General features: G+C 62.6%; 16 protein-coding genes and 1 tRNA gene. 2 read left to right on the forward strand and 15 right to left on the reverse strand.

What is annotated here, in order from left to right; translation table 11 throughout:
- Positions 1 to 14: 14 nt before the first annotated feature.
- The 8 genes from B5F28_RS02235 to B5F28_RS02270 form a co-directional block, all read right to left on the reverse strand.
- On the reverse strand, positions 15 to 1052 hold the full coding sequence (locus tag B5F28_RS02235; protein WP_087292917.1) for a galactose ABC transporter substrate-binding protein: 1038 nt from the start codon (positions 1050 to 1052) through the stop codon (positions 15 to 17).
- Positions 1053 to 1212: 160 nt separating this feature from the next.
- Entirely contained in the window at positions 1213 to 2139 is a 927-nt protein-coding gene (locus B5F28_RS02240; protein WP_087292920.1) for a sugar ABC transporter substrate-binding protein, read from the reverse strand.
- Positions 2136 to 3950 (reverse strand): sensor histidine kinase, encoded by a 1815-nt coding sequence (locus tag B5F28_RS02245; protein WP_087292923.1) that lies wholly within the window; start codon positions 3948 to 3950, stop codon positions 2136 to 2138. The genes B5F28_RS02240 and B5F28_RS02245 overlap by 4 nt, the downstream gene beginning before the upstream one ends.
- A gap of 24 nt (positions 3951 to 3974) precedes the next feature.
- On the reverse strand, positions 3975 to 5573 hold the full coding sequence (locus tag B5F28_RS02250) for a response regulator (protein WP_087292926.1): 1599 nt from the start codon (positions 5571 to 5573) through the stop codon (positions 3975 to 3977).
- 200 nt (positions 5574 to 5773) lie between these two features.
- On the reverse strand, positions 5774 to 6832 hold the full coding sequence (locus B5F28_RS02255; protein ID WP_058963882.1) for a galactose/methyl galactoside ABC transporter permease MglC: 1059 nt from the start codon (positions 6830 to 6832) through the stop codon (positions 5774 to 5776).
- Between the two features lie 17 nt (positions 6833 to 6849).
- Positions 6850 to 8352, reverse strand: coding sequence for a sugar ABC transporter ATP-binding protein (locus B5F28_RS02260; protein WP_481808385.1), 1503 nt, complete (start codon positions 8350 to 8352; stop codon positions 6850 to 6852).
- A 153-nt stretch (positions 8353 to 8505) separates the two neighbouring features.
- Positions 8506 to 9672 carry a galactose ABC transporter substrate-binding protein gene (locus B5F28_RS02265; protein WP_087292932.1) on the reverse strand — a complete coding sequence of 389 codons (1167 nt, stop codon included), beginning with the start codon at positions 9670 to 9672 and terminating at the stop codon, positions 8506 to 8508.
- Positions 9673 to 9994: 322 nt separating this feature from the next.
- A complete protein-coding gene (locus tag B5F28_RS02270; protein ID WP_158097488.1) occupies positions 9995 to 12877 on the reverse strand; it encodes a YhgE/Pip domain-containing protein in 2883 nt (960 codons plus the stop codon).
- Positions 12878 to 13093: 216 nt separating this feature from the next.
- Here B5F28_RS02270 and B5F28_RS02275 point away from each other — a divergent pair, with 216 nt between their 5' ends.
- Positions 13094 to 13672, forward strand: coding sequence for a TetR/AcrR family transcriptional regulator (locus tag B5F28_RS02275; protein ID WP_087181746.1), 579 nt, complete (start codon positions 13094 to 13096; stop codon positions 13670 to 13672).
- Between the two features lie 53 nt (positions 13673 to 13725).
- On the opposite strand, the gene B5F28_RS02280 is transcribed toward B5F28_RS02275, so the two are convergent.
- The 5 genes from B5F28_RS02280 to B5F28_RS02300 form a co-directional block, all read right to left on the reverse strand.
- Positions 13726 to 13911 carry a hypothetical protein gene (locus tag B5F28_RS02280; protein WP_143424669.1) on the reverse strand — a complete coding sequence of 62 codons (186 nt, stop codon included), beginning with the start codon at positions 13909 to 13911 and terminating at the stop codon, positions 13726 to 13728.
- 25 nt (positions 13912 to 13936) lie between these two features.
- Positions 13937 to 16702 (reverse strand): magnesium-translocating P-type ATPase, encoded by a 2766-nt coding sequence (mgtA, locus tag B5F28_RS02285; protein WP_087292937.1) that lies wholly within the window; start codon positions 16700 to 16702, stop codon positions 13937 to 13939.
- Between the two features lie 346 nt (positions 16703 to 17048).
- Entirely contained in the window at positions 17049 to 17546 is a 498-nt protein-coding gene (locus B5F28_RS02290; protein WP_087292939.1) for a winged helix-turn-helix domain-containing protein, read from the reverse strand.
- Positions 17547 to 17563: 17 nt separating this feature from the next.
- The gene (gene mgtA / locus B5F28_RS02295) at positions 17564 to 20215 is read right to left on the reverse strand and encodes a magnesium-translocating P-type ATPase (protein ID WP_343212730.1); all 2652 of its coding nucleotides are present in this window, start codon (positions 20213 to 20215) and stop codon (positions 17564 to 17566) included.
- Between the two features lie 156 nt (positions 20216 to 20371).
- Entirely contained in the window at positions 20372 to 21217 is an 846-nt protein-coding gene (locus tag B5F28_RS02300) for a patatin-like phospholipase family protein (RefSeq protein ID WP_087292943.1), read from the reverse strand.
- A 121-nt stretch (positions 21218 to 21338) separates the two neighbouring features.
- On the opposite strand from B5F28_RS02300, the gene B5F28_RS02305 reads away from it, so the two are divergent.
- On the forward strand, positions 21339 to 21920 hold the full coding sequence (locus B5F28_RS02305) for a TetR/AcrR family transcriptional regulator C-terminal domain-containing protein (protein WP_158097489.1): 582 nt from the start codon (positions 21339 to 21341) through the stop codon (positions 21918 to 21920).
- 30 nt (positions 21921 to 21950) lie between these two features.
- On the opposite strand, the gene B5F28_RS02310 is transcribed toward B5F28_RS02305, so the two are convergent.
- Positions 21951 to 22661, reverse strand: a complete 711-nt coding sequence (locus B5F28_RS02310) for a GTP pyrophosphokinase (RefSeq protein ID WP_087292947.1) — start codon at positions 22659 to 22661, stop codon at positions 21951 to 21953.
- A 312-nt stretch (positions 22662 to 22973) separates the two neighbouring features.
- Positions 22974 to 23049 (reverse strand) — tRNA-Lys (locus tag B5F28_RS02315).
- Position 23050: the final 1 nt, after the last annotated feature.

The raw sequence follows: 23050 nt of genomic DNA on the forward strand, positions 1-23050 counted from the left end.
AATGGGCGAATCGTTCAAACCCCGGCGCGGCCTGCCTCCAGCTCCCGCAGGGTCACCCGCTGGTAGGGCAGCCAGATGTATTGGCCATCGGTCAGCTCCAGGCTGGCCGCCGGGTCTTCGCCGTTTTCCAGCGCCAGCGCCAGGTCCAGCATGCTCTGGGCGATGCCCGCCGCGTCGTTGCGCACCGTGCCGCAGAGGGTCCCCTGACGCACCGCCTCCAGCGCCGGGGCGGTGGCGTCCACACCCACCACCACCGGCATTTCTTCTTCGGTCAGGCCCAGGTCCTGGCAGGCGTCGATGGCCCCCAGGGCCATATCGTCGTTGTTGGAGATCACCACCTCGATGGCGCTGCCGAACTGCTCCAGCCAGCTGCTCATCCGGGCAGAGGCCTGGCTGCGGTCCCAGTTGGCGGTGTCGCCCGCCAGCTTCTCCACCGTCACGCCCGCACCGGTGAGGGTCTGCACCGCGTACTCGGTGCGCAGCATGGCATCCTGATGGCCGGGCTCGCCCTCCAGCATCACATATTGCATCACCCCGTCGCCGTTTTTGTCCACCGGCGGGTCGCCGTTGAGCCAGCGGTCCAGCAGGATCTGCCCCTGCAGCACGCCGGATTCCTCCGCCTTGGCACCCACGTAATACACCTTTTCCCATCGGTGCAGGTCCTCGGCCACCGGCTCCCGGTTGAAGAAGATCACCGGGATGTCCGCCTCCTTGGCCTTGTCGATCAGCTGGGCGGTGCTGGTGCGGTCCACGATGTTCACACACAGCACGTCGTAATCCAGCGCGATGAGCCGGTCGATCTGCTCGGTCTGGGTGAGCTGGGAGCCCCGGCCGTCCACCACATTCAGATTGATCTTGATGTTCTCGGTGCTTTCCCGGGCCTGGGCCAGCTTTTCCAGCTCCTTCACCAGTGTGCTGATGAAGGTGTCGGACTGCAGATACACCGCCACGCCCACCCGCAGGGTACGTGGCTGAGCCGCCCGGGTGCTGCCGCAGGCTGCCAGCAGCGCCGCCGCCAGCAGCAGGCTCAGCCCCTTAAGGCAGCACCGCATAATTCCAGGTGGTGGAGCGTGCCGGAAAAATTTTTTGCGAGATGAACCAAAAAGCGCAGCCAATCCTTTGTGGATTGGCGAGCATTTTTGGAAAATATCGCGGAAATTTTTGGCGCGATACGCCGCCTGAGCCTCGGGGCGTGAATTATGCGGTGTTGCCTTACGAAAAAACCGGGTAGAGCAGCTTTTGATGATCCTTGTCATAGGTTTCTCCTTCCTTCACCAGGGTCACGGGCAGGGTCTGGCTTTCCACCGGTTCGCCCCGGGCAGCTGCCGCCGCCTGGCTCACCGCCAGGTAGCCCGCCGCGTAATCGCTCCAGGCGACCGCCGCCGCAATGCCGCCGTTTTCCAGCGAGGCCACCACCGAGGCGGATACCCCCGCCCCGTACACCAGCGGCCGGTCTTCCCGCTGAGCCGCCAGCGCGGCGGCCTGCTCCAGACTCACCGGCTCGAAGCAGAGCACCGCGGCGGCACCCTCCAGCGCTTCCGCCATGAGTTCATCGCAGACCTCAGGCGCAAAGCCCGCCGCCTCCAGCTCAGCTTTTGCACTCTCCAGCCGCCGGGCCGGGCCCGCGCAGCCGGGGAAGGCATTGACCAGCAGCACCCGGCCGGAGGTCGGGCAGCTTGCGGCCACCTGCCGGGCCAGCATCCGGCCCACTGCTTCGTCGTCGGTGCCCACAAAGGCCCGGGCGCCCTCCGCCCGGGATTCCAGCGTGACCACCGGCAGGCCCTGCCAGCTGTCCAGCAGCTGCTCCAGCGCCGCGCAGTCCGCCGGGATGACCACCGCCGCGTCCACATCCATGTCCGCCTGACGGCGCAGCAGCTCCACCTGACTGATGCCGCCGCCCTCTGCCTCTACCGTCAGAAAGCGCAGCTCGGCACCCAGGTCCTCGGCAGCCTGCTCCATGCCCTGCCGGGCGGTGGAAAAGACCCCGCTGTCGCCCTGGCGCAGCAGGATGGAGATCTCCACCCGTCCCGGGCCGGGCGGGCTGAGCAGCGATTCGGGGATCATCAGACTCACCACCATGGCAGCGGCCAGCAGGCCCAGCACGATCATCTGCCAGGCCCGGTATCCTTTCTGCTTCATCGCTCTGCCTCCTTCCCTGTGCCCTCCTCCGGCTGGGTCAGCACCGGAAGATGGATGCGGGCGGTGGTGCCCTCATCCGGCTCGCTGTGGAACTCCAGCCCGTACCCGGGCCCGTAGGCGAGCTGAATGCGCCGGTGCACGTTGCGCACCCCGATGCCCGAGCCCTTGGCGGGCAACGGGCGGCTCTCGTCCAGCAGGCTGGCCGCCACCTCCGGCGGCATGCCCAGACCGTTGTCGGTCACATCGATGTAGATGTCCTCCCCTTCCCGCCACAGGCGCACGGTGATGCGGCCGTCGTCGTCCTCGGCGGCCATGCCGTGATAGATGGCGTTTTCCAGAAGGGGCTGGATGATCAGCTTCAGGCAGTAAAGGCCGGCGGTGTCGGTTTCCCGGATAATTTCAAAGGTGAATTTGTTCTTGTAGCGGATGCGCTGGATGGTCATGTAGTAGCCCGCGTGGTCCAGCTCGCTGTCCAGCGGGATGACCCGCTTGCCCCGGCTCAGCGAGATGCGGAACAGCCGCCCCAGCGCCGTGACCATGCGGATGGAATCCTCGTAGCGGCCGCTTTCGGTGAGCCAGATCACCGAGTCCAGCGTGTTATACAGAAAATGGGGGTTGATCTGGGACTGCAGCACCTCCAGCTCGCTGCGGCGCTTGTCCTCCTCCTGCTGGATCACATCGTCCATCAGATGCCGCATGGTGGACACCATGGACCGGATGGAGTGCTCCAGCCGGCGCACCTCGTAGCAGCCCTCCTCGGGCACCTGGGGCATCTCGCCGCCCCTGCCGGTCTGGCGCACCGCCTGCTCCAAGCGGCGGATGGGCTCGGCGATGTGGGCGGAGAGCCGCCCGTTCACGAACACCAACAGGAAGATGGAAAAGAGCAGCACAGAAGCCGCAAACAGCACGAACTGGGCGGTGGTCACCGCCAGACCCTGCACCGGCACCACGCCCACCAGCTTCCAGCCGGTATAGCCCACGGTTTTCACCGTCACCTGCCGCCGCTCCCCCTGAAAGTTTTCCCAGTGGGTGCCGTCGCTGAGGGCGGCGGCCTCCAGGTTGTTCTCCTGGGCAAGGCCCGCGTAGATCAGCTGCTGGCGGGGATGGTAGATCAGCTCGCCGTTTGCGTCCACGATGTAAAGGTAGCCGTCCATACCGATGCTGGCATTGCGGCAGATCTGCTCCACCCCGGAAAAGCTCATGTCCACCAGAAGCACGCCGCTCTCGCTGGCGCCGCCCCGGGTCAATTCCACCTGACGGCTCAGCGAGATCACCCAATGGTAGCTGCCGTCCGCGGTCTGGAACAGATTCTGCACGTGAGGGGTGGAAAAGTGCACGTTCTCGATCTGGCCCAGAGCGGTGGAAAACCATTCCTGCCCCGCCGGGTCGGCACTGGTCTTCAGCTCGGAAAGCGGGGCCGCCGTGACCAGCTGACCCTTGGAGTCAAACACCGCGATGGAAACCAGCGAGTCCCGGTTTTCCTCATACAGCAGCGACAGGCTCTGAGTGGGAAGGCCCTCGGCCAGATCGGCGTTTTTCAAAAGCCGGTAATACACCGTGTCCGACACCCGCATGATCCGGCGCAGGTGGTTGTCCAGCGAGAGGTTCACCTGAGCCAGCACCTGCTGGCTGGCCTGCGCCTGCATCTTCTGGTTCACCGCCGAATACCGCAGGGTGATGGAAAGACCGATGAACAGCGCGCCCGCCACCGCCACTGCCGTGAAGGTGAGCGAGATGACCCGCTGGATGCTCATTCGTTCATAGGAGCGGGAGAACCGGCCCCGCAGCTCCCGAAGCGCCCGAAGCAGCATAGGCTGCCCCCCTTTTCGTTGAAATTACTGCCCCTGCTGGCCCGCGGCCCGGTATTTGGAGGGGCTGGTGCCGAAGTACCGCTTGAACACGTAGCTGAAATAGTTCGGGTCCAGATAACCGGTCTGTTCGGCGATCAGATAGGTTTTTTCCTCACTGGTGCGCAGCCGCTCGGCGGCGGCCTCCATGCGCACCTTGGTCACATAGGCGGTGAAGCTCATGCCGGTCTCCCGCTTGAACATGGTGGAGAAGTAGGCCGGGGAAAGATGCAGATGGTCGCAGAGCATTTCCACCGAGAGGTCGCTGTTGGAAAAGTTCTCGGCGATGAATTCCCGGGCCTTGTCCACCGTGCGGGCGGCGGCGTAGCTGCGCTGGCGGCGCAGCAGCTCCTGCAGGTGCAGGCAGCGCTCCTCCACCCAGCTGCCCAGCTGCTCCGGGCCGCTGAAATCCGAGATGCGCACCGCGCCGGTGAAGCCCGGGCCGAACACCTCCTCCTGGGGGATCTCCGCCTCCCGGGCCAGCCGCATCAGGCAGGCCACCAGCTCCAGAAAGAAGCACTGCATCTGGCTCATGGAGCTGTCGCTCTTTGCCTGGCTCAGCCAGCCCTGGGTGAACCGGCGCACCTTTTCCGGGGTGCCCAGCTTCACCGCGTTCACCAGCTGGCGCTCGGCCGCTGCGTCGAAGGGCAGTGCCGCCGCGCCCCGGGGCTCCAGATCCCCGATGTACAGGGTTCTCCCCGGCCCCAGAATGGACCGGTAGTCCAGCGCGCTTTTGGCCCCCTGAACCGACGCGGCCAGCTGGCCCGGCGTCTCCACCGCCAGGCCCACGCCCACAGTGAGCCGCAGCCCCAGCAGAGTCTCGGCCAGAGCGCGCACCCGCTCCAGCTCCCGCAGCAGGTCATACACCGCGGCCTCGCCCTCAAAGGCGGCGATCACCGCCAGGTCATCGTCGTACAGACACCAGTGCAGCTGGCAGCCGGGCAGCTCGGTATTTTCCACAAAGAAATTCTGCAGCGACAGCAGGATCAGCTCGTCCGGGTCGTCGCCCAGATTGCTCACATGCACCCGGGCCGCCGCCCAGCTTTTGCCGGAAAGCTCGATCTCATAGCGGGCGGCACGCTCCATGATCTGGCCGGGCTTCAACTGACCGCCCAGCAGCCGGGTGTAGAACAGCCCGCGCAGCACCGGCAGGTTTTCCTCGTAGCTGCGGCGCAGCTTTTCCATGTCCTGACGGCGCACCCGCTCCTCGTCCATATCCCGCTTCAGGCGCACCAGCACATCGCTCAGCTCCACCGAGGTGATGGGCTTGAGCAGGTATTCAAACACATTCATGCCGATGGCCTGCCGGGCATAGTCGAACTCGTCGAAGCCGGAAAAGATCACCAGCCGCGCCGCGGGCAGCTGCTGCTTCAGGCGGCGGCAGAGGGTGAGGCCGTCCATAAAGGGCATTTTGATGTCGGTGAGCACCACGTCCGGCCGCAGCTGCTCGGCCAGCTCCAATGCGTCCTGGCCGTTGGCGGCCTCCCCGGCCAGCACAAAGCCCATCGCCGCCCAGTCGATGCGGCGGCGGATGCCCGCCCGCAGCTCTTCCTCGTCATCCACCAAAAGGATGCGGTATCCGTCCATTTTCTTTCCTCCAGAGATTGTTTCTCTTGCTCAGGGCGTCACCCGAAATTGTGCGGTGCCGCCTTAGAACAGTATATCATATTTGGCAGGATCTGGCTGCCCTTCCATTATAAACGGAAAAAGGGCGGCCGCCCGTTTTACCGGACAGCCGCCCCTTTCCTGCCGGGTCGGAGCGGCCCGGCGGTGTGTGCACAAAAGGATTATTTCTTGACCAGATATTTCCGCATATCCAGTGCGCAGGCGAACAGGATGATGCCGCCCTTGATGGCGTACTGCAGGTTCTGGTCCATGCCCACCAGCGGCAGAGCCACGAAGATCAGGCGCAGCATGATAACGCCGATCACGATGCCGCTGATCTTACCGATGCCGCCTACGAAGGATACGCCGCCGATGACGCAGGCCGCGATGGCGTCCAGCTCGTAGTTCACGCCGGTGTTGGCAGTGTTGGAAGCGATACGGGCGGACTCAACGAAGCCGGCCCAGCCGTACATGGCGCCCGCCAGGGCGAATACGGCGATGGTGGTGGCGAATACGTTTACGCCGGAAACGCGGGCGGCCTCTTCGTTGGCGCCCAGAGCGAACATGTTCTTACCGAAGGTGGTCTTGTTCCAGATGAACCACATGAGGATGGTGAGCAGCACCGCGTAGATCACGTAGTTGGGGATCTGGATGTTGCCGAAGCTCAACAGCGGGGGGTTGCCCACAACGAAGTTGCGGTACTCGGCGGACAGACCGGAGATGGCCATGCCCTTGTTGTTGCCCTGCTGGACGTACAGCAGCAGGATGGTGTAGAGGATCAGCTGGGTAGCCAGGGTAACGATGAAGGGATGCAGCTTGAACTTGGCCACGAAGAAGCCGTTGAAGGCGCCGATGGCCGCACCGATGGCCACAACGATCAGGATGACCAGGGGGATGGGCAGGGTACCGATGTTGGGCCACATCTTATTGGCCGCGTCGGTGGCCTGCAGCAGGGAGGCCGCCACACAGGCGGTGATGCCTACCGCACGGCCGGCGGACAGGTCGGTACCGGTGAGCACGATGCATCCGGCGATGCCCAGCGCAACGGGCAGATACGCCGCCGTCAGAGACAGCAGGTTGATCAGCGAGTTGGGAGCCAGGAAGGAAGGCTGGGTCACGGCCACGTATGCGGCCACCAGCAGCATGATGATGATGAGGGCGTTGTTCAAAAGCGCGTTGCCCACCTGCTTGGGGGTGATGGACTTTGTTTTCAGCGCAAGTTCCTTGGTGGAATTACTCATGGGTCGGTTCCTCCTCTTTACACATACTTGGCAGCCAGGGTCAGGATCTCTTCCTGAGTGGTGGTGCGGGCGTCCACCTCACCGGCTACCTGCCCGCCGGACATGACCAGAATCCGGTCGCACACGCCCAGAAGTTCGGGCATTTCCGACGAGACCATGATAACGCCCTTGCCCTCGTTGGCAAGATCGATGATCAGCTGATAGATCTCGTATTTCGCGCCCACGTCGATGCCGCGGGTGGGCTCGTCCAGCAGCAGGATCTCGGGCTTGGTGAGCAGCCACCGCCCCAGAATGACCTTCTGCTGGTTGCCGCCGGACAGCGAGCGGATCTGCGTGTGCTGGCTGGGGGTCTTGATGTGCATCGCCTGGATGGCCCAGTCGGTGTTGTCCTTCATCTTTTTGTCGTTTAAGTAGAAGCCGCCCACAAGATAATCCTTCAGGCTGGAGATCACGGTGTTTTCCTTGATGTCCCGGATGCCGAAGATACCGGTGGCCCGCCGCTCCTCGGTGAGCAGTGCGAAGCCGTTTTTGATGGCCTCCTTGGGGGTACGGTTGCGGATGGGCTTGCCGTGCAGGGTGATGGTGCCGCCCTCACGGGTCATGGCGCCGAACAGGTTCTCCAGCACCTCGGTGCGGCCGGAGCCGTCCAGACCGGCGATGCCCAGAATCTCGCCCTTGCGCAGCTGGAAGGTGGCGTCCTTCAGGCGGGTGTATTTGCCCGAAATGTGCTGCACATCCAGGATCACGTCGCCGGGCTTGTTGGTCTTCTCGGGGAAGCGGTTGGTCAGCTCGCGGCCCACCATCAGGCGGATGATCTCGTCCATGGTCAGCTCCTTGGCGGGGCGGGTCGCCACCCACTGACCATCCCGCATGATGGTCACGTCGTCGCTGATGCGCAGGATCTCCTCCATCTTATGGGAGATATAGATGATGCCGCAGCCCTTGTCCCGCAGCATGTTGATGATGCGGAACAGATGCTCCACTTCGGTTTCGGTCAGCGAAGAGGTGGGCTCGTCGAACACGATGATCTTGGAGTTGTAGGAAACCGCCTTGGCGATCTCCACCATCTGCCGCTGGGAAACCGGCAGGGTGGACATGATGGCCTTGGGGTTGACCGTGACCTCCAGGGTATCGAAGATCTTTTTGGTCTCCTTTGCCATGATGCTCTCGCTCACCATGATGCCGCCTACCTTGGGGTAGCGGCCCAGCCACAGGTTATCCTGCACGCTGCGGGTCAGCGCCTGGTTCAGCTCCTGGTGCACCATGGCCACGCCGTTTTCCAGCGCGTCCTTGGAGCTCTTGAAGTCCACATCCTTGCCATCCAGCTTGATGGTGCCCGCATCCCGGTGATAGATACCGAATAGGCATTTCATCAGGGTGGATTTGCCCGCGCCGTTCTCGCCCATCAGGGCATGTACGGTGCCGGGGCGGACGGTCAGGTCCACGTTATCCAGCGCCTTTACGCCGGGGAATTCCTTGCAGATGCTGCGCATCTCCAGCAGGGCCGGCTTGTCCATAATTTTCCTCCTCTCGCGGTCGCAAACCACCGTTTCGGCCACAGCCCGCCTTCCGGGCCGCGCCCGAAGCGGTGGTTTTGTCAGGGCGAAGCGGGGCTGCCGCCTGGCAGCCCCGCCTTGCCGGTCAGGTTTCAGGCACAAAGGATCCGGGAGAAATTAGTCCTCGGAGGTGCCGTCGTACATCTGGTAGGGAACGCGGATCTTATCCACGTCGGAGTCCACCACGAACTGGTCGGTGTTGGCCATCAGGTCAGCGCCGTCCTGTACGTTCTTGACCAGGGTGTTGATGGTGGTGGCCATGCCCACGGCGTCCTGCTTGATGGAACCGGTCATGTTGCCGGCCTTGATCAGAGCCTTGGCGGAGTCGGTGGCGTCCACGCCGAATACGGGGATGATGGTGGTGCCTTCGCCGTTGTTGTAGCCAACGTTCTGCAGAGCGGAGATAGCGCCCTCGGCCATGCCGTCGTTGTTGCAGATGATCAGCTCAACCATGTTGTTGTTGCCTTCGTTGTAGGAGCCCAGCAGAGAAACCATGTAGTCGTTGGCAGCCTGGGCGCTCCACTTACCGGCGGTATCAACCAGGTACTTGGTGGTGGCGTTGGCGTCGTAGTAAGCCAGCTCGGGCTTGCCGCCTTCGGTCAGCAGCTTGTTGGCGTCTTCCACAGCGTACTGGGTGCGGGCCTCGGCCTCAGCGTTGCCCTCCTGGCCCTTGAACAGAACGTAGGAGATGGTGCCGTCGCCGTTCAGGTCAACTGCGTCGTAGTTGGCCAGCAGGTACTCACCGATCATCTCGCCCTGCATGTGGCCGGCGTCGGGAGCGTTGGTGCCAACAAAGGCGCACTTCTCATAGCTGTTGATCACTTCGTTGTCGGCAACCTCGCGGTTGAAGAAGATCACGGGGATGTCCGCAGCGCGGGCAGCTTCCACGATGTCCTTGGCGGGGTCGGAGGTGGAGGTCTCCACGATGTTCACGATCAGCAGGTCGGAACCGGCGGTGATAGCGGTCTTAACCTGGTCGGTCTGGGTGGGCTGGCTGCCGGCGGCATCCCAGTTCTTGGGCTCGATGCCCATGGCCTTCAGCTGCTCGTCCATGGCGGCGCGCACGCTGGAGATGTAGATATCGGAGAAGTCATAGTAGAATACATCCACCTGCAGGTCGCTGGTGGCGGTGGCAGTGCCGCCCTCGGTGGAGGTGGCGGTGGAAGTGCCGCCGGAGGTTGCGGTGGAAGCGGTGGAAGCGGTGGAAGCGGGAGCGCCGCCACAGCCGGCCAGCATACCAATGGCCATTACGGAAGCCAGCAGCAGCGCGAGTTTCTTTTTCATTTTCGTTTTCCTCCTGTGATTGGATTCGGTTCTTGTGCCGTACATTTTCGCATCCCTCAGGATGCTTTCTCTGTGGTAAATTTTACCGCCTTTGGGGCGCAAAAACGATAGAAAAATCTTCTGTCTTATATCAAAAAGATTCTCTTTTCTCGCAAAAGTTTTTTCTGTTTTTTAATATTTTTATCAATTTCGCCAATGCACTCCCCTGATTTTTTGCATTTCGTGCAAAAAAAGCCCCGCTTCGTGCAGTTTTGCACAAAACAGGGCTTGGAACCGGCAAACGCCGGCTAAGGGGAGCGGGAGAAGATTTTTGATACCCGGGTCAGGCCAGGCGATGCTCCTCCAGCCAGACCATCAGGGTGGGCTTTTCGGCCTTGATGCGCTTTGCGCGCACCGCGAACACCAGAATGGTCAGCAGGGTGAAGACCACCAGCCATACCGCCAGGTAGGCAAGGCAGCCGGTCACGTCCTCGCCGGCGCAGATGGCGCGGCGGAAGGCGGTGACGGTGTAGGTGAAGGGCACCCAGTCATGCAGGTACTTCACGAAGGAGCCGGAGAGCTCCAGCGGATAGGTGCCCACCGAACCGGCCAGCTGGATGACCATGAAGACCAGCATCAAAAAGCTGCCCACCTTGCCCAGCAGGTTGGTGAAGAAGTACATCACCGACATGAAGGTCATGGACGCCACGCAGGCCACCAGCAGGGTCTGGCCCATGCGGCCCGGGTCGAAGCCGTTGATGGCGTGCAGCGCGCCCACCATCACCAGCGCCTGTAAAATCGCGATGGGATACAGCACCGAGGCCTTGCTCAGCCACCAGGCGGTGCCGCTCTTGAGTTTGCCCGCGTACTCGGTGAGGGGGTACATCAGGCTGAAGGCGATGCAGCCCACCCACAGGGCCACCGACATCATGTAGGGAGCCATGGCGTGCCCGTTGTTGGGCACCTGGGTCAGCTGGGTCTCCTCAGAGACCACCGGGGCGGCGAACATATCCACCACCGCGTCGCCGGTGTTGGTGGAGCGGATCTCCTGTGCACCGTCCGCCAGGCTGGTCTCGAGGGTGTTTGCGCCGTCGGTCAGCTGGTCGATGCCGTCGGCCAGCTCGCCGCTGCCGTCCGCCAGCTGCTGGGCGCCGCTCTGGATCTGGCCCGCGCCGTCGGTGAGGGCGGCCGCGCCCTGATTCAAAGCCGGGCTGTTCTGGGTGAGGGTATCCGCGCCGGTCACCAGCTGGGTGGTGCCGTCCTTCAGGTCCTTGGTGCCCTGCTGCAGACGGCCCACGCCGTCGGTGAGGGCGGGCAGCTGGCCGTTCAGACTGCTCATGCCGTCCTTCAGGCTGCCGCTGCCGGTGACCAGAGCGTCCAGGCCGCTGTTCAGCTGGGCCGCGCCCTGGCGCAGCACCGCGGTTCCCTGCTGCTGCAGAGCCGCACCGCCGCTGGCCGCCTGGGCGATGCCGCCGGTGAGCAGGGGTGCCTGCTGGGCCAGCTGGCTGGTGCCGCCCTGCAGCTGGGCAAGGCCGTTCACCAGAGAATCGCACCCGGCCGAGAGCTGCTGTGCCCCCGCGTTCAGAGCGGGCAGGCCGGTGGTCTCATCCGTCAGGGCCGCGCTGCCCGCAGCCGCCTGGTCCACACCGGCGGTGTAGGCGAACAGGCCGGTCTGCAGCTGAGCCGCGCCCTGCTGCAGCTGGCCGAGGGCCGCGCTCAGGTCGCCGGAGCCGGAACCGCCGGCTGCATTGGCCAGCGCACCGGCCGCGCCGGCAAGAGCCTGGGCGGCCTGATCCCGGGCTGCGTTGGCGGTGTTTGCGTCGTTGTAATCCTGCTGCGCCACGGTGGCCAGCTCATTGGCCGCCGCGATCAGAGCATTCACTGCGTTCTGATCGCCGCTTTGGGCGGCGGCGGTATTGTCCGCGATGGTCTGGGCCAGAGCCGCCGGGTCCTGCGGAGCCACCGCGCCTGCCTGCGCGGCCTGAGCCGCGCCGTTCAGCTGCCCGGCCAGAGCGGTCAGGCTGCCGGACACATCCGAGCCGCCCGCTGCGGCCGCCAGAGCATCCAGTCCGTTTTTCAGCTGGGCCGCGCCCTGGTTCAGTTCCTCGGATTTTCCGCTCAGGGTCTGCAGGCCCTGATTCAGAGCGGCTGCGCCCTGGCTGGCCTTGTCCGCGCCTGCGGCCAGGCCCTGCGCGCCCTGCTGCAGGGCTTTCGCGCCCTCAGCTGCCTGGGCTGCGCCCGCATCCAGCGCCGAGGCGGAATCCGGCAGAGCCGCGGTCTGGCTTTGCAGCTGGCTCAGACCCTCGTTCAGGGTTTTCAGATTGTCGTCCACCTGGGCCGCGCCTGCGGTCAGGCTGTCGCTGCCGGTCTTGGCCTGGGCCGTGCCCTGGGCCAGCTGGGCCGCGCCGTCGTTCAGCGCGCTCACGCCCTGGGCCAGTGCCGGGGCCGAAGCACCCAGCTGGTCCACGCCGTCCTTCAGCTGCTTTGCGCCGTCGTCCAGCTTCTTCGCGCCGTCCGCCAGCTGCTGCACGCCCTGGGTGTACTGGGCAAGGCCCTCGGTCAGGGTCTGGCTGCCGCTGCGGAAGGTCAGGGTGCTGTCCGCCAGAAGCTGCAGATTCTCCCGGATGGTATTGTTGCCATCCGCCAGCTTGTCTGCGCCCTCCCGGATCTCGCCCGCGCCGTCCGCCGCCTCCTGCATGCCGTCGCCCACCTCGGTGAGCTGGTCAAACATGGTCTCGGCGTAGGTCTTGGTCACCTCTTCCCGCACGCTGGCCTGAATTTCCTTCATGGCGGTCTCGCTCAGCTTGGAGGCGATGTAGTTGGTGCCGGGGTTGGTCTCGTAGTTCAGCTCCATCTGTTTGGGCTGATCGTCGGTGAGGGTGGCCGCGTTGGCCGAGAAGTTTTCGGGGATGGTGATTACCATATAGTAATCCCCTGCCGCCAGCCCCTTGGCCGCGTCCTCCTCGCTCACCTGGTGGAAGTCCAGGGAGGCGTCCTCCAACAGGCTGTCCACCAGTTCGGCGCCCACATCCAGGGTCTTGCCCTCGTATTCCACCGGCTGGTCCTGATTCACCAGAGCCACCGGCAGGTGTTCCACGCTGCCGTAGGGGTCCCACATGGAGCCCAGAAACAGAGTGGTGTAGATGGTGGGAATGGCGACGATGGCCACCACCACCACCAGCATCAGCTTGTTGCTCAGCAGCTTTTTCCATTCATTTTTCAGCATAGAACGAAAAAATCGCTTCCTTTCCTCGATCTCTCTCAGAAAATCAATACTGTGTTGTTTATTCGTCGTAGTATTGCTTTTTCCTGCAAGGAGAATTATACTAAGCAAAGAAATCGAATACAACCGACAGTTTGCATCGCAGTATCTATTAATAGACATTGCGTCGTGTTGTGTTGAACAGTCACAAATCTTTTACAAATGAAAGGAAGCGCACCCATGGAAAAAAAGCCGGACCGGCGCATCCGCCGCACAAAAGCCCAGCTGCGCCACGGTCTTGCCCAGCTGATGGCCCAGAAGAGCGTGAACGAGGTGACGGTGAAGGAGCTGGTGGACCTGGTGGACATCAACCGCTCCACCTTCTATCTGCACTATACCGATATTTACAATATGCTGGAAAGCGTGGAGAACGAGCTGTTCGAGGAGATCCTGCACACCATCCGCACCCATCCGGTGAGCCCCTTCAACGAAAACAGCTTCCCCTTCATCGAGGACATCTTTGCCATCCTGTTTGAAAACCGGGAGATCTGCGCCGCTCTGCTGGGTCCCCACGGCGACATCGCCTTTCTGCACCGCATTGAGGAGATGCTCTCCCACTACAGCCTGGCTGCGCTGCGCCAGGCCTTCCCCGAGCGGATGGACGATCTGAAATACACCTACGCCTACTGCGTGGCCGGAGGCGTGGGCCTCATCAAGGACTGGCTGAGCCGGGGCTGCGAGGAAAGCCCCCAGCACATGGCCCAGCTCACCTTCCGGCTGGTGACCAACACCGTGAGCGATTTTTACCCCCACGCCTGATTGCAAACAAGCAAACCGCCCGCCCCGGAATTTTTCGGGGCGGGCGGTTTACTTTACATGGTTTCCTTTTGCTCGGGCCGGGGTGCGGCGGGCTTCATGCCCCAGAACACCAGGTTCATGGCGATCACGATCAACGCCACGGCGGCCAGCGCCGCCCAGAAGCCCAGATCCAGCCCCCAGAGGGTGGTGGTGCCGAACAGCCGCATCCAGACGGCGGCCCAGTTCATGGTCAGGGTCATGGCAATCGCTCCTTTCAGCATAACATCAAAGCAGTTCTCCGTAGTGGCGCACATAGGCCTTTTTCAGACTGGTGGCCAACGCCATATACAGCAGGATGCAGGGGATCAGGAAGGCAAAGTACAGCGGCGGCAGGGCCACAAAGCCCAGCAGGGTTCCCAGCGAGGTGAAGGGAATGATGGTGAGCGCGGTGATGCCCGCCAGGGTGACCAGGGTGAGCGGAGCGGAGGCCCGGCTCTGGATAAACGGCAGCTTGGGGGTGCGGATCATATGGATGACCAGAGTCTGGCTCCACATGGATTCCACAAACCAGCCCGCCTGGAACATGCCCAGATAGGCCGCCTGCATCTGCACCAGCTGGGGGCCGCTGAAATGATTGGCCAGGTCGTTGTACAGCACTCCGCCGGAGACAAACAGCGGGCAGAACACGAAGTACATGAAGATGTAGGTGAGGAAGTCGAAGATGGAGCTGGTGGGCCCGATCCAGAGCATGAAGCTGCCCACGCTGGAGGCGTCCCACTTGCGGGGGCGGGCAATGAACTCTTCGTCCACATTGTCCCAGGGGATGGCGGTGCAGGAGAGATCATAGATCAGGTTCAGCACGATCAGCTGCACGCTCATCATGGGCAGGAACGGCAGCAGCGCGCTGGCCGCCAGCACCGAGAACATGTTGCCGAAGTTGGAGGAGGCGGTCATCTTGATGTACTTGATCATGTTGGCGTAGGTCTTGCGGCCCTCGATGATGCCCTGCTCCAGCACCATCAGGTCCTTTTCCAGCAAAATCACATCCGCCGACTCCTTGGCCACATCCACGGCGGTGTCCACCGAGATGCCGATGTCGGCGGCCTTCATAGCGGCCGCGTCGTTGATGCCGTCGCCCATGAAGCCTACGGTGTGACCGTTCGAGCGCAGCGCCGCCACCACCCGGGCCTTCTGGTCCGGGGTGAGCTTGGCAAACACGTCGGTGGATTCCGCGGCCCGGGCCAGCTCCGCATCGCTCATGCGGGCCACATCCGCGCCCAGCAGCATATTCCGAACTTTCAGCCCCACCTGGCGGCAGATGGTGCGGGTGACCTTTTCGTTGTCGCCGGTGAGGATCTTGGCGGTGACGCCGTGCTCCTTCAATGCCCGGAGGGCGGCGGCGGTGGATTCCTTGGGCGGGTCCAGAAAGGCCAGATAACCCATCAGTACCATGTCCTGCTCGTCCTTTACCCCGAAGGCCCCCGCCGGGGCGGGGCTGCTCTTCTGTGCGATGGCCAGCACCCGGAAGCCCTTGTCGTTCATCTCGTCCACCGCCTGCAGGATGCGGCGGCGCAGCTCCCCGGTCAGGGGCTGGACCGTGCCGTCGCACTCGGCGTGGCTGCAGATCGCCAGCATCTCCTCCACCGCGCCCTTGGTCACCATCTGGGTCTTGCCGGTCTTATCCTGCACCACGGTGGTCAGGCGGCGGCGGGCAAAGTCGAAGGGAATCTCGTCCACCTTCACATAATGCTCGGACAGGTCCAGCAGCCGGGGGTCGGCGGCCTCCTGCTCCTCGGTCTTGCGGATGATCGCCAGGTCCATCAGGTTTTTGTAGCCGGTCTGGAAATAGCTGTTCAGATAGGCATGGCGCAGCACCCGGGTGTCCTCTTCCCCGTTCAGGTTCCGGTGGTATTCCAGTACCACCTGGTCCTGGGTGAGGGTGCCGGTCTTGTCGGTGCAGAGCACGTCGATGGCGCCGAAGTTCTGGATGGAATTCAGGTTCTTGACGATGGTCTTTTTCTTGCTCATGGACACCGCGCCCTTGGCCAGGCAGGTGGTCACGATCATGGGCAGCATCTCGGGGGTGAGGCCCACCGCGATGGAGATGCCGAAGAGGAAGGCATCCAGCCAGTCGCCCTTGGTCAGCCCGTTGATGAAGAAGACCAGCGGCACCATCACCAGCATGAAGCGGATCAGCACCCAGGACACCGCGTTCACCCCACGGGTGAAGCTGGTCTCCACCGCCTCGCCCGCCACCGCGCTGGCCATGGAGCCGAACAGGGTGTTGTCACCCACGCAGACCGCCACCGCCGTGGCGCTGCCCGAGACCACGCTGCTGCCCATGAAGGCGATGTTGGTGTGGTCGGTGATGGTCTCCTTCGGCTCGCTCACCGCGGCGGTCTTTTCCACCGGCTCGCTCTCGCCGGTGAGGCTGGCCTGGCTGAGGAATAAATCCTTGGCCTCCAGAATGCGCAGGTCGGCGGGGATCATGTCCCCGGCCGAGAGATGCACGATGTCGCCCACCACCAGCTCGTCCAGCGGGATCTCGGCCAGCTCCTGCTCCCGCCGGGTGACGGTGCAGGTGGTGGTGATCATGGCCAGCAGCTTTTCCGCCGCGTTGCCGCTGCGGGATTCCTGCACAAAGCGCAGAGTGCCGGAGATCAGCACCATGGTGAGGATGATGACCACGGTCAGGCAGTCGAAGTCCTCGGGGGTGCCGCCGAACAGCGAGCACAGCGGGAAGACCATATCGGTCATGATGGACACCAGCGCCAGGCAGCACAGAATGGCGGTGAAGGGGTTGATGAAGGCCCCGGCCAGCCGCTTTGCCAGCGACTGCCGCTTTTCGTGGGTGACCCGGTTCGCGCCGTAGCGGGCGCGGCTGCGGACCACTGCCTGCTCGTTCAGGCCCCGCAGGGTGGTGTTCAGCTCCTGCAGCACATCCGGGATGGGGCAGGCCGCCGCGTCCTGGATGCGGCGGCCTGCCTCCTGGCGGATGCGTGCTTTTTCGGCAGCCTGCCGGGCCGCCGCGTTTTTCTTGTTGTAGTTCATTGCTCATTCCTCCTTTCCGTTCAAACAAAGCGGTCAGAGCACGGGGCGTGGCGCGTTCGGACCCGCCGCCCGGGATGCTCTGTACCTTCGGGGATTGCCGTCGGAATCCATACCGCCGCCTCCTTTCGTTTCGTTGTTGGGAATGCGGGCTTTCGCCGGTGTGCCATAAGAAAACAACACCGGCTTCCGTTCGCTGATTCCATCATACAAAAATCGCAAGGAAGATCCCATGGGCAAACCCTTGCGATTTCCTTGCGATTGGGTAAGAATTAAAAAACAACGCCGCGCAATTCCATTTTGCAGGGATTGCGCGGCGCTGCCTTTGTTTATTTGATTGCTTCGGCACTTAAAGCCGGTCGCTGAACTTATAACCGATGCCCCAGATGGTGAGGATGTACTCCGGCGCGTCCGGGTTGGGCTCGATCTTTTTGCGCAGCTTGCGGATGAAGGCCATGATGTTGCTGTCGTCCAGCAGGTAGTCGTCCTCCCACACTGCCTGGTAGATCTGCTCCTTGGTGAACACCTCGCCCCGGTTGCGGGCCAGAAAATACAGGATGTCGAACTCCTTGGGGGTGAGGGCGATCTCCTGCCCGTACCGCACAACCCGCCGCAGCCGCTGGTCAATGGAGAGCGCGCCGCAGTGCAGCACCCCCTCCGGCACAGCCGCCGGGGTGCCCTCGGCCAGCTCCAGCATCAGGCTGTCGGCCCGGCCGCTCATCAGCTCCTCGATGCCCTCCAGCAGCTCCCGGGCGGCGGGGGTGTCGGGTGCGTTCAGCCGCAGCTTCTCCCGCAGCCAGTCCGCCAGGGAGAGATCCAGCGCGGCGAACCCAATGTTCTTTTTCACAGCGGACCCCTCCTTTCTCAGATCAGCTCACGGTATTTTTTCCGGTAAAGCCCCTTGGCCAGGCTCACCAGCAACAGGTACAGCGCCACCATGGCCGCCAAAAAGGCAAAGTACACCGGCGGCAGGGCGGTCAGGCCGATCAGCCGTCCCAGCGGCGTGAAGGTCAGGCCGGTGAACAGCACGATGCCCAGCCCGGTGACCAGCATCACCGGCCGGGAGGGCCTGCTCTGTAAAAACGGCGCCTTCGCGGTGCGCAGCAGGTGCAGAATCAGCACCTGGGTCCACATGGATTCCAGGAACCAGCCGGTCTGGAACAGGGCGATGAACCGCAGCCGCTGGGCCTCCTCTGCCAGCTGGAAAAATCCGCCCCCGCACACCGCCGGGCAGAGCACAAAGAAGAGCCAGGCGAAGGTAAGCAGGTCGAAAATCGAGCTTAACGGCCCGAAGAACCGCATGAACCGGCCCAGCGTGCGGCCAGACCATTCCAGCGGCCGGGCGCAGGCCTCCGGGTCCACCTGGTCCCAGGGCAGCGCCAGACAGAGCAGGTCGTACAGCAGATTCAAAAGCAGCAGCTGCACCGCCGTCATGGGGAAGAAGGGCAGCAGCACGCTGGCGATCACGATGGAAACGATGTTGCCGAAGTTGGACGAGGCGGTGATGCGGATGTATTTGGACAGGTTGCAGAAGGCCCTGCGGCCCTCCAGAATGCCCTCGCCCAGCACGTTCAGGTCCTTTTTCAAAAGGATCACGTCCGCGCCCTCCTTCACCGCCTGGGCCGCCGTGTCCACCGAGATGCCCACATCGGATTCCAATATGGCGGGCAGGTCGTTCATGCCGTCGCCCAGAAAGCCCACCGTATGACCGTTGGCCCGCAGCACCGCCACCACCCGCGCCTTCTGCTTGGGCGAAAGCTCAGCGAACACCGACGTGCGCTCGATGCACATGGTGGCGTCGTTCTCGTTCAGGGCATCCAACTCGGGGCCGGTGAGCACCCGGTCCGCGTCGATGCCAAGCCGCTTGCAGATGGACACCGCCACGCTTTTCTGGTCACCGGTGAGCACCCGCACCCCCACATGCAGCTCCCGCAGACGGGCCACCGCAGCCGCAGCGGTCTTTTTGGGCGCGTCGAAAAAGGCAAGATAGCCCAGCAGGGTTAGCTCCTGTACATCCTCCGGGCGGGCGGTGTGGCCCTCCATCTGCCTGCAGGCCACCGCCAGCACCTTCATGCCGTCCTCCAGCATCTCGTCCGCCACTGCATGCACGCTGGCGGCGGCATCCGGCCCCATGGGCAGCCGCCGGCCCTTGTATTCCACATGGCTGCACCGGCGGCAGACCTCGTCCAGACTGCCCTTCACGATAAGCAGGTTTTCTTTTCCGCCCACCAGCACACCCGCCAGCCGCCGCTCGTAATCAAAGGGCAGCTCATCCAGCTTGGGGCAGCGACGGGCCAGGCTCTCGAACCGCTCCTGCTGGCCGGGCATTTCCCGGCAGCGAAGGACGGCGTCGTCCAGATGGTTCTGCACCCCGGTGTGGTACCGACTGTTCAGATAGGCCAGCTCCAGCACCCGGCCGCTCTCGTTGCCCAGCACATCCATGTAATATTCCAGCGCCACCGCATCGCCGGTGAGGGTGCCGGTCTTGTCCACACAAAGCAGGTCCATGCTGCCGAAGCCCTGCATGGCGTTGATGGTCTTGACCACCGTCTGCTTTTTGCCCATGGCCGCGCAGCCCTTGGCCAGGCAGGCGTTCACCACCATGGGCAGCAGCTCCGGGGTGAGCCCCACCGCCACCGACAAAGCGAACAGAAAGGCCGACAGCCAGTTGCCCTTGGTCAGCCCGCAGGCGGCAAACACCACCGGGATCAGCACCGCCATGAAGCGGATCAGCACCCAGGCGATGGAATTCGCGCCCCGGTCAAAGCCGTTTTTCCGCTCCGCGCCCGCGGCGGAAAAGCCGCCGTAGACCGTATCGGCCCCCACCGCCAGCACGATGCCCTCGCCAAAGCCGCCCATCACGGTGGAGCCCAGGAAGGCCACGTTCTCGTAATCGGCGGCGGTCTTTGCGGTGCCGGGGCGCAGGGTGACGGCCCGCTTTTCCAGTACGCCGCTCTCGCCGGTGATCACCGACTGGGAGACGAACAGGTCTTTCGCTTCGGTGAGGCGGATGTCCGCGGGCACCCGGTCCCCGGCCGCCAGCCGCACCCGGTCGCCCACCACCAGCTCGGTGGAGCAAAGCTCGGTCCACCGGCCCGCCCGCAGCACCCGCACCCGGGTGGCGATCATGCCGGTGAGGTGGTCCGCCACCCGCTTGGCCCGCAGCTCCTGCACAAAGCGCACCGCCCCGCTGATGAGCAGCATGCCCAGCACGATGAACACGGTGGTCAGGTTCCGGCTGAAGTTGGAGGCCAGCAGCACATCGGTGACAAAGGAGATGGCGGCCAGCACCAGCAATATCATGGAAAAGGGGGTCACAAAGGCCCGCCGCAGCCGGTAGAACACCGTGTCCGCCCGGCGGCCCGCCACCACGTTGGCGCCCCAGCGGCGGCGGCTGTCCTCCACCTGCCAGGGGTCGTAGCCCTCGCTTGTGATCTGAAAATCGCGCCGGAGCGCCTGCGGCTCGGCACAGGCATATTCCGAAATGCGCCGGTGGATGGCCCGGTCCTCTTTCACGCGCGTCACCTCCCTCGTGGTTCTTTTATTTATCATACCATAAAACTGGAATTTTCGCCCGCCGCCAAATCTTGCTTTTCCCTTGTTTCGCACCAGCAAAAAAGCAGCCCGGCCGCCGCCGAAGCGGTGCCGGGCTGCCCCGATGCTTTTATTCCGTCATTCCAGACCCAGCCAGGTCTTAATGCGCTCGCCGTCCCGGTAGCCCTTGTGGTACAGCCGGTCCAGCGCCTCCCGTTCCTTGGACAGGGTGCTCACACCTTCGGTATCGTCCGGCGAGACGATCAGCACCTTGCCCTCCTTCTCCCATTCCTTTGCGGCGGCCACCTCCTGGTTGTAGCGGTTTGCCCGGTTGCGCAGGTTCTCTGCCGAGGCCGGATACCGGCGCTGGATCATCTTGGCCAGCATGGGGTCGCGGCCCGGCTCACGGGGCACAGCTGCCGGTTTTGTGAGCAGCAGCACCACCCGGTCGCAGCCCTCGTCGAAGGCCTTCTGCACCGGTACCGGATCGCCCAGAGCGCCGTCGTAATACAGCTGCCCGGCGATGGAGTAAGGCTTATTCACCCCGGGGATGGAGGAGGAGGCCATGAAAATCTGATAATGGTCCTGCGCCATATCCTCCTTGGTGAAGTACACCGCTCTGCCGCTGACCGTCTCCTGCGCCACCACAAACAGCTGGGCGGGGTTTTCCCGAATGGCCCGGTAATCCAGCGGATACTCGCCGCCGGCATTGCTCAAAGTCCCGTACACATAGTCCATGTCGATGTAGGAATGGTGCTTCAGATAATTGGAAAGACTCATGTATTCCTTGCGAAAGGCGTATTCGCAGTAGAACTTATAGTTTCTGCCCCGCTGCCCCGCCAGATAGGAGGCCGTGTTGGCGCTTCCCGCCGAAACACCCACGCAGCAGTCAAAAACGATGTGCTCATCCATGCAGTAATCCAGCACACCGGCCGCATAAATTCTGCGCAGGCTGCCGCCCACATCAACCAGACCCAATTTCATATCCTTCACTCCGTTCCGTTTGATTCCGTTTGCCTGCCCCGCTTGCGGGGCGGCCGCATTGAAAGCCCCTGCCGCCTTTGCTATAATGATGCATAGCAAATATGCGTTGGAGGCGAGCATCATGTCCACTGCCGGATTCGCCAAATACATGGTGGCAAAGGGGACCAAAGAGCTTTTGCAGACCAGGGATTTTGAGGAAATCTCTGTGGGCGAGATCGCCCGGCACTGCCACATCAGCCGCAACACCTTTTACTACCACTTCAAGGACAAATACGACGTGATCAATTGGATTTTTTATTCCGAGATCACACCGATCATCGGGGAGTCCCAGTCCATGGACAGCTGGGCCGGTGACCTGCTGGCGCTGTGCCGCTATCTGCAGGACAACCGCACCCTTTACCGGAAGGTGCTTCACATCCAGGGGCAGAACAGCTTTTCCGAATGTCTGATGGATTTTTATGTGCAGCTGACCCAGAACCTTCTGCGAAACGCCGGGGGTGAGCAGTTTCTCACACCCGGGCAGATCCGCACCATCTCCCGCTTTTATGCCTTCGGCCTCACCGGAGTGATCTCCAACTGGGCCAAAAACGGCATGGAAGGCGACCCGGAGCCGGTGGTTCACATGCTGAAGGACCTGCTTTCCGGCGAAATTTTCGACAAGCTGATCGCTCTTCAGCAAGGCGGCAACGCCAAGCCTCAATAAGTCCTGCCCGCCCTCCGGCTTTTCCGGCCCTTATTCCGGAAATTCCTGGGGGCGTTTTTCGGTTTGTCCGCCCTTCTGCTGCTCCATCCGGCGGCGCAGCTCCAGCATTTTCCGGTCCGTTTCGGCAATGGTATCCGCGCAGCTTTTCAGCTCCCGCACCAATTCCTCCGCATCGGGAATGTCCTTTTTGTATTTGATCTGATGCTCAAGGCTCGCCCAGAAATCCATGGCCACCGTGCGGAACTGCACCTCCACCTGCATCAGCTCCTTGTTGTCCATAAAAAAGACCGGGACCTCCAGGATCATGTGGTAGCTGCGGTACCCGTTGGGTTTGGGGTTCTGGATGTAATCCTTCACCCGCAAAACCCGGATATCGTCCTGGATGGCAAGCTGCTCCGCCACCTGATAGATATCATCGATAAAGGGGCAGATCACGCGAATTCCAGCCACATCACTCAGCTGGGTGCGGATGGTTTCCAGATTGACCTCAATCCCCCGGCTGCTCAGCTTTTTCAGAATGCTGGCAGGCTTTTTGATCCGGGACTGGATGCTCTCGATGCTGCTGCGCTGGTTGCGCAGCTGAAAGTCGCTTTTCAGGATCTCCAGCTTGGTGCTCACTTCCTTGATGGCCGCCTGATAGCGCATCATCAATTCATTAAACTGGATGATGTGCGCCAGAAGATCATCGCCATGCCCCAGCAAATACGTTTGCAGCTCGTTTGAGTAATCCGATACGTCCATAGCCGCCGTCCTTTCCAAAATAATCGACCATACCAACTTATAGCGTAACAAATAGCACCTCATTTTTCACGGTACAACCGGCCAAAACTGTCCTATTCCAGGACAAATTATATATTTTGTCCTAAAAATCTATATCGGTCAAACGGCAGAATATGGAGCAAATCAGAGGCACCGCTCGATCGGGGCTCACTCTTTTTGCCGGAAATGCCCTGTGAGCTGAACCGGAGCGCCACAGCGCGAACGGTGAAGCCGCCCCCGAAGGGGGGAAGTGGACCAAAAGAAAAGCGAGCATCTTTCGATGCTCGCTTCTTTTGGTGCACTTCCAGGGACTCGAACCCTGGGCCCGCTGATTAAGAGTCAGCTGCTCTACCAACTGAGCTAGAAGTGCA

Source organism: Gemmiger sp. An194 (genome assembly GCF_002160145.1).
Lineage (GTDB): Bacteria > Bacillota > Clostridia > Oscillospirales > Ruminococcaceae > Allofournierella.